We start from the raw sequence: 15,361 nt of genomic DNA, 5'->3' as shown, positions 1-15,361 counted from the left end.
TTGGAGAAACCAAGGGCTGAAAAGTCTTGAAGCTCGTTATGAAAACTTGCGTCAATGATCTTAATTGAACCGCCGTATACGGAACCGTACGTACGGTGATGTGAGAGGACGGGAGTTAATCGCTCCCTCCTACTCGATTTTGAAAAGTTGCCTTTTTTATAGTTGGGGTTTACGGAGTTTTTGATTGGCGGAAATGTTTGTGATATTGGCGGATTATTTTATGAAAATGGCGAATAAATGCGCAAGATTGGCGGATATCTCGCTGTGGAGAAACCTAAATAATTCGGATGGCGGATATATTTGGGATATTGGCGGATTATTTTATGAAAATGGCGAATAAATGTGCAAGATTGGCGGATATCCCGCTGTGGAGAAACCTAAATAATTCGGATGGCGGATATATTTGCGATATTGGCGGATTTTCTTATGAAAGTGGCGAATAAATGCGTAAGATTGGCGGATATCCCACTTCGGACAATCCTAAATTTTTCGATTGGCGGATATGTTCACATATTTGACGGATATCTAGCCAAGATTGGCGGAAATCCCGCACAAAAAAAGAGAGCGGAGGGAAAACATATCGCTTTCTTCTTCCGCTCGGTTAGGAACGACTTAATCCAATTTAAACAACTCATCAATTGCTTGAATTTCCTCTTTGCTCAAAGACACATCGGCTGTTTTTAAATTGTTCAACACCTGCTCAGCCCGCTTTGCCCCTGGAATAATGGCCGTCACGGCTTCCTGTGCCAAATACCAGGCAAGGACGATATTGGCCACTTCCACATTTTTCGATTGGGCGATTGGGCGCAGCCGTTCCACTTTTTCCACGATTTGATCGTAAACCTCTTTTTGGAAGAACTGCGAATTTTTCCGGTATTCGGGAATTTCCGTGTCCTTTGTGTATTTCCCTGTAAGCAGCCCCGAAGCTAATGGGAAGTAGGGGATAAAGGCGATGTTGTGCTCAAGAACATACGGGAACAACTCTTTTTCCGCTTCCCGGTGAATCAGGTTATAGTGTCCCTGATAAACGTCCACATAGCTGTCTTGATTGGCTTCCTGCAATTGGGCCAAGGAAAAATTGGAAACGCCAATGGCCCGAATCTTTCCTTCATCCTTTAATTCCTTCAATGCGCCAATGGCTTCGTTTTTTGGCGTATGTTCATCAGGGAAATGGATATAGAGCAAGTCGATGTAGTCCGTTTTTAAGCGGCGCAAGCTTTTTTCCACTTCCGCCTTCAAAAAAGAAGGGGAATTGTCCATAACCCTTTGACCATTCACCATTTTTGGACCAACCTTCGTTGCAATGACCAACTCGCTTCGGTTGCCCAGCTCTTGGATGACTTCACCGATGAGCTCCTCGGAACGTCCCAATCCATATATGTAGGCCGTATCGATAAAGTTGATGCCATTTTCGATGGCAACGCGGACCACTTCTTTGCCTTCCGCTTCATCCAAATTTGGGTGAATATTGTGACCACCTACCGCATTTGCTCCTAAGCCGACCGGATGGACGTAAAGATTGGTTTTGCCTAAACGCACTTTCTCCATAAAATCATGCCCCCTTTGTTTATTAATTACTTTACTAAAATTCAAAAAATTTACAAGTATATGAGTTTCTAAGGAAATTTCAAAGGAAAATGGTGTCGATAAACCCTTGAATAAACAGCGGTTGTCGAATATTTCGCTTATTTTGTAAGTCATTTGAAAGTGGCCATCAGATTGAAAGATTTTTTATAGGAGCATTCGGACATTTATTGTCAACTTTAGTTGACAATAGAGGCGCCTCAAAGTACGAATCTTGTAAAAAATGCATGGAATTTTGATGCTTTTTTCATATAACGAACGGTTCATTGCAAGATTTCCTAAATACATTAATAAAGCTCCAACAATGAAGAACATCCACTCTTTAAATATCAACCAAGGTTTACAAAATTAATTTGGTAGAGAAATCTCTGTGTCGAAAATAACAGATAGTAATTTTCCTATATAAAAATAACAATCTTCTAAAAAATGAACAGGCAAAAAATAAATTGAAAATCCTTATAAAAGGAGTTTAATTTTTAAAAGATATCAACCAAGTTTACAAAACAAATTGACTGCCAAAAGGATATGTCGAATATAGAAGTAAAACAAATTGTTATTTCAAAAAAACAATTAAATTCGGTGAAATAAATATTGACACTAAACTTTGTTATATCAAAAAAATCAATTCTGTCGTATCGTTTCGAATCAATCTTAAAGCCTCTTCCATCAGGAGCCTGTTGTCGAATGGAGGGATGATGAATTGCTCATCCTTTCCTGCAAATATGCAACAGGGATAAAGAGCCCCACTTGGCCAAATTTTTCATGATCCAAAGTGGCGAAGATGATGCCGATTACTTTCCCGTCATCATTGATTACTGGGCTGCCGCTGTTTCCCCGATATACCGGCGCATCGATCATATATACTTCCTCTTCCCAATCCGCAAGCAAAACAGGTTCCAGCACATGCCCTTCATTGGCGATGCCCGTAAAGTAAAGGGGATTGCCGATGATATAAATGGATTCTTGTTGGAGATATTGATATTTTTCACTCAGCGTCAAATAGGGCAGGTCTTTTCCATCCACCTGCAATAAGGCCAAGTCCACTTCGGGATACGTGGCCACAACCTCTCCTTTATATAAGCCATCATCAGGGAAACTGACCTTAATCGTGAGGGCGTCGTCAATGACATGTTCGTTTGTAACGATTAAACCGTTTTCCGAAATGGAAAATCCTGTACCCTTTCCGTCCTCTGTCGTTATTTGAACAACCGCTTTTTTATAAGATTGAATTTCTTTTTGGGATGACAGTCTTGCCGAAGTCTTCAGAAACTCAATGGCGGGGATGGAATAGATTTCAAAAATCACGGCAAAGGTGCTGAAGGCAAGGATAATGGCCATCAACAAAGCCATCATTTTCCTGAATCTGCGGGGTTTTTTGGCGATTTCTTCTTCTTTTAGCCGATCTTCCCTCTCTTTTTCAAGCGCCTCCTTTTGCGCCTCCAATACAATTTCTAAGAATTCCTCTTCATTCATCGGTTCTTGCTCATGTTTTTCTTCATTGGCCATGTCACCACTCCTTTTAAGGTCCGCTCCTTATCTTGGGTATCCTTAATTTCATTCTCCGAAAAAAGATTCGTTGACAAAATACCTATAGGGGTATATATTTTAATTGAATAATTGAAAGTGAACAAAAGTCTTCGATGTTTTTGTTTCTCAGATTTGCCACAAGGCGATCATTACCTTTTAGGGTATAAAGGACAGGAGTGATTACATGAAAAAAGTGTTGATTGTTGGAGGCGTAGCAGGAGGAGCCAGTGCTGCCGCAAGAATTCGCCGGTTGGATGAACAGGCGCGAATCATCATGTTTGAAAAGGGGCCACACGTATCCTTTTCCAACTGTTCCTTGCCGTATTATTTGGGCGGGGTGGTAGCATCAAAAGAAAAATTGGTGCTAATGACGCCGGAGAGTTTTAAAACGAAGTACAATATCGAAGCCCGCGTCAATCAGGAAGTCATTCACATTCATCGGGATGAAAAAATGGTGGAAGTGAAAAATCTGGAAACGAATGAAGTGTATAAAGAAAGCTATGATGTTTTAATTTTATCACCTGGAGCGAGTCCAGTCGTCCCTCCGTTTGAAGGGGTGAATCTGCCGCATGTATTTACGGTGAGAAATGTGGTGGATATCGACCGCTTGCATCAATACGTGAGCCGGTCCAATGTGGAAAGCGTCGCAATCATTGGCGGAGGCTTTATAGGTGTCGAAGTGGCGGAAAATTTAAGGGAAGCGGGAAAAGAAGTCACATTGGTGGAATATGCTCCTCAAATCATGGCGCCATTTGATGAAGATATGGTGCAAATTCTTCATAAAGAAATGATGGATCATGGCGTTCAATTGATTGTCGGTGATGGGCTGAAAAAAATTACGGAACATTCCATAGAACTCAACTCCGGAAAACAAGTGGAGGCCCAAGCGGTGGTGCTGGCCATCGGAGTGAAGCCGGAAGTGGCGCTTGCCAAGGAAGCGGGGCTTGAAATTGGGGAGCTTGGAGGCATTAAAGTCAATGCCAATTATCAAACGTCCGACCCATCCATTTATGCCGTGGGGGATGCCATTGAAGTATATCATCGCTTGACCCGCAGACCGACAAGGCTCGCTTTGGCCGGACCGGCTGTCAGACAGGCGAGGGCGGCTGCGGACCATATTTATGGCCATAAGCAGGAAAATAAAGGGGTTATCGGTTCCTCTGTCGTAAAAATTTTCGATTTAAATTGCGCTGTAACCGGGTTAAATGAGCGGGCGGCAAAAGAGGCGAACATTCAATATGACAGTGTTTATATCATCGCGCCGGATAAAGTGGGAATCATGCCGGACAGCCATCCGCTCCATTTCAAATTGATTTTTGAAGTGCCGACGGGAAGAATCCTCGGGGCCCAGGCCATCGGAAAAGGAAATGCAGACAAACGCATCGATGTGATTGCCACATTAGTTACGTTGGGCGGCACGCTGGAAGATTTGAAAGAGTTGGAATTGGCCTACTCCCCGATTTACAGCACGGCGCGGGATGTGGTGAATATCGCGGCTCTTGTGGGACTGAACATCTTACACGATGATTATAAACAAGTGCACGTTTCCGAAGTGCGCGGCTTGGTGGAGCAAGGGGCAACCTTCATTGATGTCCGTGAGAAGAACGAATTTGAACGGGGGCATTTGGTGAATGCCATCAACATCCCATTGAGCGAATTGCGGGAGCGGGTCGATGAAATTCCCCGCGACAAGCCGGTATACTTGCATTGCCGTTCCGGTCAGCGGAGCTACAATGCGGTGAAAATGTTGCAAAACTTAGGATTTGCAAATGTCTACAACGTTTCCGGTTCCTTCTTGGGCATTTCTTTATATGAATACTTCAAAGATGTGACCACTGGCCGGGACAAAATCGTCACTGACTATAATTTCAAATGATCCGTTCACTGAACATGATTAAATCGCTTACCATTGAATCTTTCTTGCCTATATGGCAAAATGATATACAACCGAACACGGGAAACGTTTTCTAGGGTTCCGCTGCATTGCAGGCCTGGTCCGAGAGAAAACGGCGCATTTGCGTACACGGAAGGATAAAAGCCTGGGAGATAAATCTATCTCTTTAGGCTTTTTTTATTGGAGGAATGGAAATGAACAAACATTGGATGACCGTTTATGTTGCCGCATTATTTGAAGTGCTGTGGGTGATCGGCCTTGCCCATGCGGATCGTTTCCTTGAATGGGCTGGAACAGTCTGCGCGATTTTCTTGAGCAATTACTTATTGATCCGGGCATCTCAATTTTTGCCTGCGGGTACGGTCTATTCGGTTTTTGTCGGATTAGGAAGCTTAGGGGCGGTCATTAGCGATATTGTATTCTTTGGAGAGCCTTTTCATCTGTTAAAGATATGCTTCATTTTGTTCATTATTGCAGGGGTTGTTGGGTTGCAGCTTTTGACGGATGAAGATGCCGGAAAGGGGGATGAAGAGTGATGGCATGGGGGGCGCTTATACTTGCCGGTTTATTTGAAACATTGGTAGTTGCGTCGATGAATCAATTTGCCGTCCGCCGCAGCTGGCAGCCGATTGCGTTATTCATCGGAAGTTTTGGAGGGAGCTTAGTTTTATTGCAATATGCCATGCAAACGATTCCGATGGGAACCGCCTATGCCGTTTGGACGGGAATCGGTGTTGTGGGGGGTACCCTGGTAGGTATGATCTTTTACAATGAATCAGGAAATTGGAAGAGAATATTGTGCATTTTTGCCATTCTTGTGGCGACAATTGGTTTAAAATTGTTGGAGGGGTAAATACTATAATGAGTTCATTCAAGAGGAACGGGGGATTGCGTTGTCAAAGCACCATTATTTTTTTGCAGTGAAATTGCCGAAAGAAGCGAAAGAATTTTTATATGAGTGGATTCAAGCGAGAAAAGGGGATTTTCCATTTGCACGCTGGGTTCATCCGGAAGATTACCATATAACTCTGGCTTTTTTGGGGTTTGCTGAAAAGGAGAAGCTGGAGCAAGCGATAGAGAAAGTGAAGCCCGTTTTGGAAAAGGAAGTTTCATTCACATTAACATTGAATTCCATCGGCGTTTTCGGTCCACAAAAAGCTCCCCGCATTTTTTGGGCGGATGTGGAATCTTCAGAACAGCTCTTTTCCATTCAAAAAGAGGTTTATCAGCAATGTGTGGAGACGGGATTTCAATTGGATAAAAAACCTTTCCGCCCGCATATCACATTGGCGAGAAAATGGAATAGCGGGGATGCTTTTGACATAAAAACATTGATGCAGATTCGTGAGGAAAACGGAAATACTTTCTCTTTCAACGTGACGGAAGTCGTTCTTTATGAAACCCATTTGGATCGGACACCGAAGTATGTTGAGTATGCAAATTTTCCTCTGGCCGTCCCGGGAGCCTGATTTCAATTCATAAGCTTGCCCCCTTTGAAATAGGATAGGGATAAGAAAGGCGAAGGGGCTGCAAATGAAATGAGACAAGCATGTATCTATTTCATTCTATTATTTATACTTGCGTTCTTTTTTATCTATGATCGGGAACCGCTGCAATCCGTTCAGTTTTCCATCATCATGTCCGGGTTGTTATTGTTGATTCGAAGATGATCTAAGGGCTTTCTCACAAAAGCGAATCTGCTTATTAAAGGAAATAGAATATGTTTTGAAAAATTCAGAAATTATTTAGGAAAATTATTGAAAAAATCTCCCACCTGTTGTTTCGGAGTGTTAGTATAAAAACAAAACTCCTGGCGAGAGGAATTCAGTCAACTTCCGGTCTGTGGAAGTGATGTACTTCACTTCAATCAAACCACTGGATGGAAAGTGGCGGATCGTTCATGAAACACAAAAGGGGGAGATTAAGAATGAAAAAAATAGGGGCCATAGCAAGCGCGGTCTTAATCGCTTCTACAATTACGCCGGCAGTTTACGCGGAAAACAACGTTGCTTCAGAAAGCGCCAAATTTAAAGATGTTCAACTGTATAAAGAAGACATCAATTTTTTAGCTGAAAAAGGATTAATCAAAGGCTACCCTGACGGAACATTCAAACCCAACAATCCGATTACAAGATACCAGGCAATCAACATTCTACTGCGGGAAATAAAACCGGATGTGACGAATATTCCCGACGTTCAATATAAAGATGTGAAAAAAGGGGACTACGGTTACGAAGAGATTGCTTTAGCAACCGCATTGGGCATTGTTTCGGGGAAACCGGATGGCACTTTTGATGTTTCGGGCAATTTGACCCGTGCGCAATTGGCAAAAATGTTGGTCGAAACCTATAAAATTCCATTGAACGAAAAGAAAAAAGTATCATTCAAAGATGTTGATGACAAAGATTGGTATGCAAAATACGTCCATATTTTAGCTTCCCATGGAATTATTACAGGGTATGAAGACAAAACCTTTAAACCGAACAATAAAATATCGAGGGCACATTTAGCCTTAATCCTGAGCCGTTTTTTGAAAAATAAGGATAAAATATTGAGCAATGCAGATACAGATGGTGATGGTTTAACGGACCGGGAAGAATTGATTTTGCTGACGGATCCCAAAAAGAAAGACACTGACGGGGACGGGTTGGATGACTATTTTGAGTATGTGAGCAATGTGTATTCCCCGACAATGGCGGATACAGATGGCGATGGAGTAAAGGATGGAGATGAGGATGCAGATTCGGATGGGCTTTCGAATTTGCAGGAATTGGCGATAGGGACATCCCCTTATTTGAAAGATACCGATGGAGACTCTCTGCCTGATGGACAAGAAGTCGCAAACGGTACAAACCCATTGGCCGATGATACGGATCATGATGGTTTGTTGGATTCGGAGGAAGGCAGATTCAATTTCAATCCCCGTAATCGGGATACCGATGGAGACGGGATTCTTGATGGGGATGAAGTGATCCAATGGGAAACAGCGGCTCCAGCCTATTTGAAAGGTGAACCGGCCTATCCGACTGTCACGATGAAAAGCCGGGCGAAAGATGCATTTTTTACGGAAATCCAACCGATTTCAACCGCCCATCCACTCTTAAATGACAGCATTCCCGGCCTGATCGGCAACGCATATTCTTTCAACACCGTCACTGATTATGATTCTGCCAAAATCAAATTCCATTATGGCAATTCCGTTTCAAACAATGATTTCCAACCGGCCATTTTTTACTATAACGAGAAAAAACAGGCTTTAGAAAAGGTGCCAAACCAAATGCGTGATCCGCAAACCAATACCGTTGAAGCGGCGGTGGACCGTTTCGGCGTTTATGTGTTGATTGATGGCACTGTATGGGATCAGGCTTGGAAAGAAGCGCCCGGCATGTCAAACAAGGAACGGGCCCGTTCATCAGGTGATCTGGATAACCCAATCCACTTTACCTCTTCACTGTCCGTTGTTCCGGCAGATGTTGATCAAGCGGGATCAAAAACAATAGCCGCTGCAGAAGATTCCGGGCTGTTCACAAAAGATTCCGATCGTGACGGCATTCCTGACTATTATGAAACGAACGGGTTGATCATCGGAACGGGCAGCCTCATTAAAACGGATCCAAATAACCCAGATACAGATCAGGACGGAATCTTGGATGGAGATGAAATCAAATTCGAACAAGACAAGGAATATGCGGTGCTCATTTCAGATCCGAATAAAAAAGATTCCGATGGAGATGGGATTTCAGATGCCGATGAAAAACCGGCTGAAAGATTGGTTTATAATGTGACGGATGAAGCCTTGGCGGTATTTTCGGATTTGGCCTATTTGGATGTTGCCGGTATGTCAAATTCCACGGAACAGGCGCAAGGTTTGTTCGACTTCTCCAATAAGGATGTTCCGCCAATACCGCTTTCGAAAGAATCCATACAGAATGCCATCCGTTTGAAACAGAAAGCTTATTTAGTGAAAAATTGGGAGATCATTGGGTTTGAAACAGACGCAATTAGCGGACATAGCGGGGTTGTGTTCCGCAATTCCTATTCCAATGACATCGTAATAGCAGAACGCGGTGCAGCCGATTTGGCGGGAATCATAAATAATCTGGACGTACTTTTGACTGGCGATATTCCTCAGTTGGATCATGCGTTGGCGTTGGCAAGAAAAGCGATCGCCAACAATTTGTACAGCGATATTTACGTGACGGGCCATTCATTGGGCGGATTTAACGCACAAGTGATTTCCTATCATTTGATCAATGATTCATTAGCGAAAAATCAATTCCTTTCATCTAAAACAGCGAAAGCCATTCAAAAAGCCGTATTCGAACATTATCAAAGAACGGTGACATTCAACTCTGTTCCGCTTTTTAATAAAGATTCTTTGCGCCAATTGGGAATTGATCTGGATGTTTACACAAATCCGGAAATTCCAAAAGAAGAGATAGGAAAGAAAAAATACGAAGCGTATATTACAAATTACCAATTAAGCTACGACATCCTTACGATTTTGGGCAAATATTCAAAGTCCGGATATCTTGGAAAAACCGTCATGTTCAATTATCCAAAACAGGCACCGAAAACAGTGCAAAACGCGCCATTTGAAGCCCTTAAAACAATGATACAGGAGTATGGGAAATCCGCATCCGGCGGGGAGCCGAGCAACCCATTGGAATTGAAAAGATTCATCATTAATTTTTATCTGTGGTTTTCCATCAATGGACAGGAACAGTATAAAAAATTGGTCAACGAAGAGTTGGGGCAAGCAATGGAGGCGCACGGCATCAGAAATTTCGATCAGTACGATTTTTAAAATCATTGCCGATGCAATCTTTCATCTGGATGATCGCCAGGACAGTCGGGGAGTATCAATAAAATAAAAGGCGACGTGCGGATAGCAGGACGTAACAAAACCAAGAAATGTTGAAAAAACATTTTCTTGGTTTTTATTATAAGTTGACTTTATACCTAATAGGGTATAAACTGTTGGTAGAAATCAAAGTCATAGAAAGTAGGGATGCCTCATTGAAATACGATACGAAGACAATAAACCGTGTGAAGCGTATTGAAGGACAAATACGCGGGATTCTGCGCATGATGGAAGAAGGGAAAGACTGTAAAGAGGTCGTCACTCAGCTTAGCGCCGTCCGTTCCGCAGTGGACCGTACCATCGGCGTGATTGTGAGCAACAACTTGATTGAATGCATGAATAAAAGCAAAGCGGAAGATATGGATGAATTGGTGCAAGAAGCGATTAATTTAATTGTCAAAAGCCGTTAGTTCCAATAGCTGTTTACGCAGCTATTTATTTATAAATCGAAATATACCTATATAGGTATTTGTTTGGAGGTGAGAATATGGAGTGGATTCTCATAGCGATTGTTGCCGCATTCATTATATGGCGCTTGAAGCCGGCGAATGTGAACACCATTTCCGCACACGAATTGAAAAATATTCTGCAGGATAAGGACAAAATATTTATTGATGTAAGGACACCGGCGGAATACAGAGCAAAACATATTCCGCAATTTCAAAATTTGCCTTTGGGATCGGACTTTTCAAAGCTTCCCAAAGATAAAGAAATCATTGTCATTTGCCAAAGTGGCATGAGAAGCGGTCAAGCCTGCAAGCAATTAAAAAAATTGGGGTATGAGCGCGTCACAAATGTCCGTGGCGGCATGAATGCATGGAGATGAATGATGGAGGAGGAATTTTAAATGAAAGAAATTACAACGAAAGAAGTTCAGCAACGTTTGGAAGCGGGAGAGGCATTGAATATTATCGATGTCCGTGAAGTGCATGAATATCAAGGAGGGCATATTCCGGGAGCCGTCAATATTCCATTAGGATTGCTTCCGATAAGAATGAATGAACTTTCCAAAGACAAACCTTATATTGTGGTGTGTTTGGCAGGCGGCCGCAGCGCCCAAGCGACAGAGCTGTTGGATCGAAATGGATTTGATGCTACCAATATGTTGGGCGGCATGAGCGCCTGGGAAGGGGAAGTGGAATAGGATTAAGGAGTCAGCGGGACTTTGAAGAAATAGGGCTGTTCTATCATTTTAGAACAGCTTTTTTTATTGTAAAATTTTACATATAACGCTATGGGAAAGCTCCATATTGTAGAAGAAGTGATTCAAAGGGGATGGAAGAATGTTGATCAATTTATTGGATGGTTTGGCCATATTCTTTTATTGGACCTGGTTTGCATGGCCCTTTGTTTTTGTGTTTTCCCTCGTTTATTCCATTGCCAGTTTTGTGAAGGATGAACGGGCTTCCGCAATACCGGTGTTCATAGCAGGTTTCTCTTTATTGATGTTGTTATCGCCTTTGATAGCATTTACTGATTGATGGGGGCAGATAGGCAAAATCCGTGCATCATGTATGGGATGTACGGTTTTTTTTATTCAATCCAACTTGCAAAACATTCAAACATTCATTTGAATATAACGCAAGAATATCTTAAACTAATATTCAAACATATATTTGAATGTTGGAGGGGTGAAGCCGTTGCCGGAAGAAATCAGCATTTGTGAAGTGATGTATGTCGATGAAGAAAAAGTGGCGAGAATTCAAAATCAATTAGCCCATCAAAACCCTCTGGAAGTGGCGAAACTTTTTAAAGCATTGGCGGATGAAACACGAATCAAAATCGCTTATGCCTTGGCATTGGAAGATGAGCTGTGCGTTTGCGACGTTGCCAATGTTATTAACGCATCCACTGCAACCGCGTCCCACCATTTGAGATTATTAAAAAATTTGGGGCTTGCAAAGATGAGGAAAGAAGGGAAATTTGTTTATTATTCCTTGACGGATGAATGTGTGAAGCGATTGATTGAAATCGCCTTCCATCATCAACAAGAGGTGGCAATAGATGAGTGAAATGAAACAGATTTATCGTGTAGAGGGTTTTACATGTGCGAATTGCGCAGGGAAATTCGAGCAGAACGTGAAGACATTGCCGGGTGTGCAGGATGCGAAAGTGAATTTTGGCGCATCGAAAATTACCGTTGTTGGGCATGCGACAGTGGAAGAACTGGAAAAAGCGGGTGCTTTTGAAAACTTAAAAGTCTATCCGGAAAAACGGGCGGAAAAGCATCCGGAAACGGGGCGTGAAAAACAAGTATCTTTTTTTGAAAAACATCATCCGTTATTATACTCCGGCCTGTTGATCGCGCTAGGAGCAATTTCCATATTCATCAATGGGGAAGAGAATCTAATCACCGCATTATTATTTATTTCTTCCGTCCTCATAGGCGGTTTTTCATTGTTGAAGACCGGGCTCAATAATTTATTCCGTCTCGATTTCGATATGCGGACACTGATGACGATTGCCATCTTCGGCGCAACGATCATCGGGGAATGGGCGGAAGCGGCGGTGGTGGTCGTTTTATTTGCCATCAGCGAAGCCCTTGAGCGCCATTCGATGGACAAAGCGAGAAAATCAATTAAATCATTAATGGAAATTGCACCGAATGAAGCGACTGTTTATCGAAATGGGAAAGAGACGGTTGTTCCCGTTGAAGAAGTGGTGATTGGCGACATCATGATTGTAAAGCCCGGGCAGAAAGTGGCAATGGATGGCATTGTCATAAAGGGGTCTTCTTCCGTCAACGAAGCCGCCATCACCGGAGAATCGATTCCGGCGGCAAAACAGCCAGGAGATGAAGTGTTTGCGGGAACGTTGAATGAAGAAGGACATTTGGAAGTCAAAGTGACAAAATATGTGGAAGATACGACGATTTCCAAAATTATTGAACTCGTAGAAGAAGCCCAGGCGGAACGGGCCCCTGCACAAACGTTTGTCGATCAATTTGCCAAATATTACACACCGGCGATTATGGCTGTTGCATTTCTTGTTGCGATTGTGCCGCCGTTACTTTGGGGTGGCGATTGGATGGATTGGGTATATCAAGGATTGTCCGTATTGGTTGTCGGATGCCCGTGTGCCCTTGTTATTTCAACACCGATTTCCATTGTTTCGGCCATTGGCTCCGCAGCGAAAAAAGGAGTGCTGATTAAGGGCGGCATTTATTTGGAAGAATTGGGGTCCTTGAAAGCAATCGCCTTTGATAAAACAGGGACGTTGACAAAGGGGGCGCCTGTGGTCACGGATTTTATCATGTTGAGTGATAAAATCCATGAGAAAGAAGCGCTGTCGATTGCCTGCGCTTTGGAAGAACGTTCGAATCATCCGATTGCCCGTGCGTTCGTCAAGAAAGCGGAAGAGCTTGGAGTGGAACCTCTTAATCATGATATAGAGAATTTCAAGGCCATCACCGGAAAAGGTGTTCAAGGGACGATAGCCGGAACAACGTATTCCATCGGCAGCCCTGTTTGGTTTGCCGGCCGGGTGACGGAAGAGATTGAAAAGAAAGTGGCATCCCTTCAAAACGATGGGAAAACGGTAATATTATTCGGCACGGAAAAGGAGATTTATGCAATTTTTGCCGCTCTTGATGAAGTGCGCCATTCCAGCAAAGAAGTTGTTCGTAAGCTCCATGAAATGGGTATCCAAAAGACGCTGATGCTCACGGGAGACAATGCAAAGACAGCCGCAGCCATCGGAAGGGCGGTCGGCATTTCAGAAGTGAAGGCGGAATTGTTGCCAGAGGAGAAATTGGAGCATGTAAAAGGATTGGGCAAAGCATACGGCAAGGTGGCGATGGTTGGAGACGGGGTCAATGATGCCCCTGCTTTGGCAGCATCCACAGTGGGAATCGCCATGGGCAGCGCAGGTTCGGATACAGCTTTGGAAACGGCCGATGTGGCGCTGATGGCCGATGATTTGGGGAAACTTCCTTTTGCCATCAAGCTTAGCCGGAAAACATTGGCCGTAATCAAGGCAAATATTGCATTTGCATTGGGCGTGAAGCTTCTCGCTTTGCTGCTGGTGGTGCCTGGCTGGCTGACTTTATGGATTGCGATTTTTTCGGATATGGGCGCAACGCTTTTAGTATCCTTGAATAGTATGAGATTATTGAGAGTAAAAGAATGACTTGAAACCATCAGCAGGGGATTCTTGCTGATGGTTTTTCTTGTAGAATTACATTTTGAAGGTTGATAGTATTTCATTCCATAAACGAATGAAAAAAGCGCCTTTGTTCATTGAAAGTGCAAAAAATTATAAACTTTCTCTTTCTCTTTTTGGAAACACAACGTATGAAAAGCTGATGAGAAAGTCGATCAGCAATACAACGGTCCATCCGCTTATAACGCGTTGCAGCGGACGTGTTCCTTCACCGGTGCCGATATACAGAATCATGAGGCCAAGCAGGATTCCCCCGATGATATAAGCGATCAGATGGCGTCCCCACATTTTCATCTCATAAACGGCTTTCTCTTTGCCATACAAAACTTTTTTCCGCAAAGGGTTATTTAATACCCAAGTTTGGAATTTGCCGTCTGCCCAAGCAATCATGGATTTTCCGAAGGCGATGGAAACCCCGATATAGATGGCGGCCAGACCATGGGCAAAAGTGGCCGTTGCTCCATTTTTCAAATCGATGGCCGTGAGTACAAGCAAAGCAAAATCAATCAACGGGGTGAGCAAGAGCAGGAAGATGCTCAGCTTATCCCGTTTCAATATATATCTAGTGTAAAGCCCTGAAAAAATGACAATCCAGAAGGCGATTTCAGCAGTGATAATCCAAAAAAGCATTCAATCCATACCCCCATGAAAATTTATTTAATACAGTTGCATTAAAATAATACAGCGTATTTTTAAATAATACAAGTGTATTAAATAATGCTATAATAAAAATATGCCAAAACTAGTTGACCATGAAGAGAGAAGAAAAATCATCGCAAAAGCAACGTGGAATGTTATTGCAAGGGAGGGGCTTGGCGGCGCTTCTGTTCGTTCCATTGCAAAGGAGGCGAATCTTTCACTGGGAGCTGTACGTCATTATTTTCAGACGCAGGAAGAACTATTGGAATTTGCAATGCAGCTCGTTGAAGAACAAGTAACGGAACGGATACTGAAGCATCTCCAAAGCTCTCTTCCGCCAAAAGAGCAAGTGCTTAATATATTGATGGAGTTGATTACACCGGAAGAAAAGAAAGTGGAAATGCAAGTATGGCTGGAATATGTTTCATATAAAATCCGCAAAAAAGAATTGCAAAAAGAATCGGTTCATGAAACCATTTCGGAAATTTTGCATCGTTTAAAAAAAGCAGGGCTGTTAAAGGAAGAAATTGTTTTAGAAGAAGAGATTGTGTTTTTGCATGCATTGATCGATGGACTTGCCCTACATATTTTAATGGGATTGGTCCCAATTGAAAGGGAACGCATACGTTATTTATTGAAAAAGGAATTGGACCGCATCTTTGTGGAGTAGGGAAATTTCCTACGCGAATTGG

The 15,361-nt window shown here is 42.9% G+C and carries 17 protein-coding genes and 1 riboswitch; of the genes, 13 read left to right on the top strand and 4 right to left on the bottom strand.

The window, feature by feature from the left end; genetic code table 11:
- Nucleotides 1-184 precede the first annotated feature (184 nt).
- Nucleotides 185-340 carry a hypothetical protein gene (locus DKZ56_RS01310; RefSeq protein ID WP_208650931.1) on the top strand — a complete coding sequence of 52 codons (156 nt, stop codon included), beginning with the start codon at nucleotides 185-187 and terminating at the stop codon, nucleotides 338-340.
- A gap of 272 nt (nucleotides 341-612) precedes the next feature.
- On the opposite strand, the gene DKZ56_RS01305 is transcribed toward DKZ56_RS01310, so the two are convergent.
- Complete coding sequence (locus DKZ56_RS01305) at nucleotides 613-1,548, bottom strand: aldo/keto reductase (RefSeq protein ID WP_208650930.1); 936 nt, start codon at nucleotides 1,546-1,548, stop codon at nucleotides 613-615.
- Nucleotides 1,549-2,250: 702 nt separating this feature from the next.
- Complete coding sequence (locus tag DKZ56_RS01300; RefSeq protein ID WP_208650929.1) at nucleotides 2,251-3,090, bottom strand: S1C family serine protease; 840 nt, start codon at nucleotides 3,088-3,090, stop codon at nucleotides 2,251-2,253.
- 205 nt (nucleotides 3,091-3,295) lie between these two features.
- On the opposite strand from DKZ56_RS01300, the gene DKZ56_RS01295 reads away from it, so the two are divergent.
- The 9 genes from DKZ56_RS01295 (at nucleotide 3,296) to DKZ56_RS01260 (ending at nucleotide 11,013) form a co-directional block, all read left to right on the top strand.
- Nucleotides 3,296-4,987: an FAD-dependent oxidoreductase gene (locus DKZ56_RS01295; protein ID WP_208650928.1), complete on the top strand. Its 1,692-nt coding sequence runs from the start codon at nucleotides 3,296-3,298 to the stop codon at nucleotides 4,985-4,987.
- Between the two features lie 80 nt (nucleotides 4,988-5,067).
- A riboswitch (guanidine-I (ykkC/yxkD leader) is annotated at nucleotides 5,068-5,159 on the top strand.
- Between the two features lie 40 nt (nucleotides 5,160-5,199).
- Nucleotides 5,200-5,541, top strand: a complete 342-nt coding sequence (locus DKZ56_RS01290) for a DMT family transporter (protein WP_208650927.1) — start codon at nucleotides 5,200-5,202, stop codon at nucleotides 5,539-5,541.
- Complete coding sequence (locus DKZ56_RS01285) at nucleotides 5,541-5,858, top strand: DMT family transporter (protein WP_208652123.1); 318 nt, start codon at nucleotides 5,541-5,543, stop codon at nucleotides 5,856-5,858. The genes DKZ56_RS01290 and DKZ56_RS01285 overlap by 1 nt, the downstream gene beginning before the upstream one ends.
- Before the next feature lie 40 nt (nucleotides 5,859-5,898).
- Nucleotides 5,899-6,474 carry an RNA 2',3'-cyclic phosphodiesterase gene (gene thpR, locus DKZ56_RS01280; protein ID WP_208650926.1) on the top strand — a complete coding sequence of 192 codons (576 nt, stop codon included), beginning with the start codon at nucleotides 5,899-5,901 and terminating at the stop codon, nucleotides 6,472-6,474.
- Between the two features lie 69 nt (nucleotides 6,475-6,543).
- Entirely contained in the window at nucleotides 6,544-6,675 is a 132-nt protein-coding gene (locus DKZ56_RS15675) for a hypothetical protein (protein ID WP_281275674.1), read from the top strand.
- A 257-nt stretch (nucleotides 6,676-6,932) separates the two neighbouring features.
- Nucleotides 6,933-9,812 carry an S-layer homology domain-containing protein gene (locus DKZ56_RS01275; protein WP_208650925.1) on the top strand — a complete coding sequence of 960 codons (2,880 nt, stop codon included), beginning with the start codon at nucleotides 6,933-6,935 and terminating at the stop codon, nucleotides 9,810-9,812.
- Nucleotides 9,813-10,024: 212 nt separating this feature from the next.
- The gene (locus DKZ56_RS01270; RefSeq protein ID WP_208652122.1) at nucleotides 10,025-10,279 is read left to right on the top strand and encodes a metal-sensitive transcriptional regulator; all 255 of its coding nucleotides are present in this window, start codon (nucleotides 10,025-10,027) and stop codon (nucleotides 10,277-10,279) included.
- A gap of 77 nt (nucleotides 10,280-10,356) precedes the next feature.
- Complete coding sequence (locus tag DKZ56_RS01265; RefSeq protein ID WP_208650924.1) at nucleotides 10,357-10,695, top strand: rhodanese-like domain-containing protein; 339 nt, start codon at nucleotides 10,357-10,359, stop codon at nucleotides 10,693-10,695.
- Between the two features lie 21 nt (nucleotides 10,696-10,716).
- Nucleotides 10,717-11,013, top strand: a complete 297-nt coding sequence (locus DKZ56_RS01260) for a rhodanese-like domain-containing protein (protein ID WP_208650923.1) — start codon at nucleotides 10,717-10,719, stop codon at nucleotides 11,011-11,013.
- A 225-nt stretch (nucleotides 11,014-11,238) separates the two neighbouring features.
- On the opposite strand, the gene DKZ56_RS15670 is transcribed toward DKZ56_RS01260, so the two are convergent.
- A complete protein-coding gene (locus DKZ56_RS15670; RefSeq protein ID WP_281275673.1) occupies nucleotides 11,239-11,367 on the bottom strand; it encodes a hypothetical protein in 129 nt (42 codons plus the stop codon).
- Nucleotides 11,368-11,539: 172 nt separating this feature from the next.
- Here DKZ56_RS15670 and DKZ56_RS01255 point away from each other — a divergent pair, with 172 nt between their 5' ends.
- Together DKZ56_RS01255 and DKZ56_RS01250 are read left to right on the top strand one after the other, a co-directional pair.
- Nucleotides 11,540-11,881 (top strand): ArsR/SmtB family transcription factor, encoded by a 342-nt coding sequence (locus tag DKZ56_RS01255; protein ID WP_208652121.1) that lies wholly within the window; start codon nucleotides 11,540-11,542, stop codon nucleotides 11,879-11,881.
- Nucleotides 11,874-13,997, top strand: a complete 2,124-nt coding sequence (locus tag DKZ56_RS01250) for a heavy metal translocating P-type ATPase (RefSeq protein WP_208650922.1) — start codon at nucleotides 11,874-11,876, stop codon at nucleotides 13,995-13,997. The genes DKZ56_RS01255 and DKZ56_RS01250 overlap by 8 nt, the downstream gene beginning before the upstream one ends.
- Nucleotides 13,998-14,123: 126 nt before the next feature.
- Here DKZ56_RS01250 and DKZ56_RS01245 read toward each other — a convergent pair whose 3' ends face one another.
- Nucleotides 14,124-14,660, bottom strand: a complete 537-nt coding sequence (locus tag DKZ56_RS01245) for a hypothetical protein (RefSeq protein WP_208650921.1) — start codon at nucleotides 14,658-14,660, stop codon at nucleotides 14,124-14,126.
- A 103-nt stretch (nucleotides 14,661-14,763) separates the two neighbouring features.
- Here DKZ56_RS01245 and DKZ56_RS01240 point away from each other — a divergent pair, with 103 nt between their 5' ends.
- Nucleotides 14,764-15,339 carry a TetR/AcrR family transcriptional regulator gene (locus tag DKZ56_RS01240; RefSeq protein WP_208650920.1) on the top strand — a complete coding sequence of 192 codons (576 nt, stop codon included), beginning with the start codon at nucleotides 14,764-14,766 and terminating at the stop codon, nucleotides 15,337-15,339.
- The last annotated feature ends 22 nt before the right edge of the window (nucleotides 15,340-15,361 follow it).

Origin of the sequence: Ureibacillus thermophilus (assembly GCF_004331915.1) — a bacterium.
Classification (GTDB): domain Bacteria; phylum Bacillota; class Bacilli; order Bacillales_A; family Planococcaceae; genus Ureibacillus; species Ureibacillus thermophilus.
This window is presented reverse-complemented; position numbering and strand designations above follow the sequence as displayed.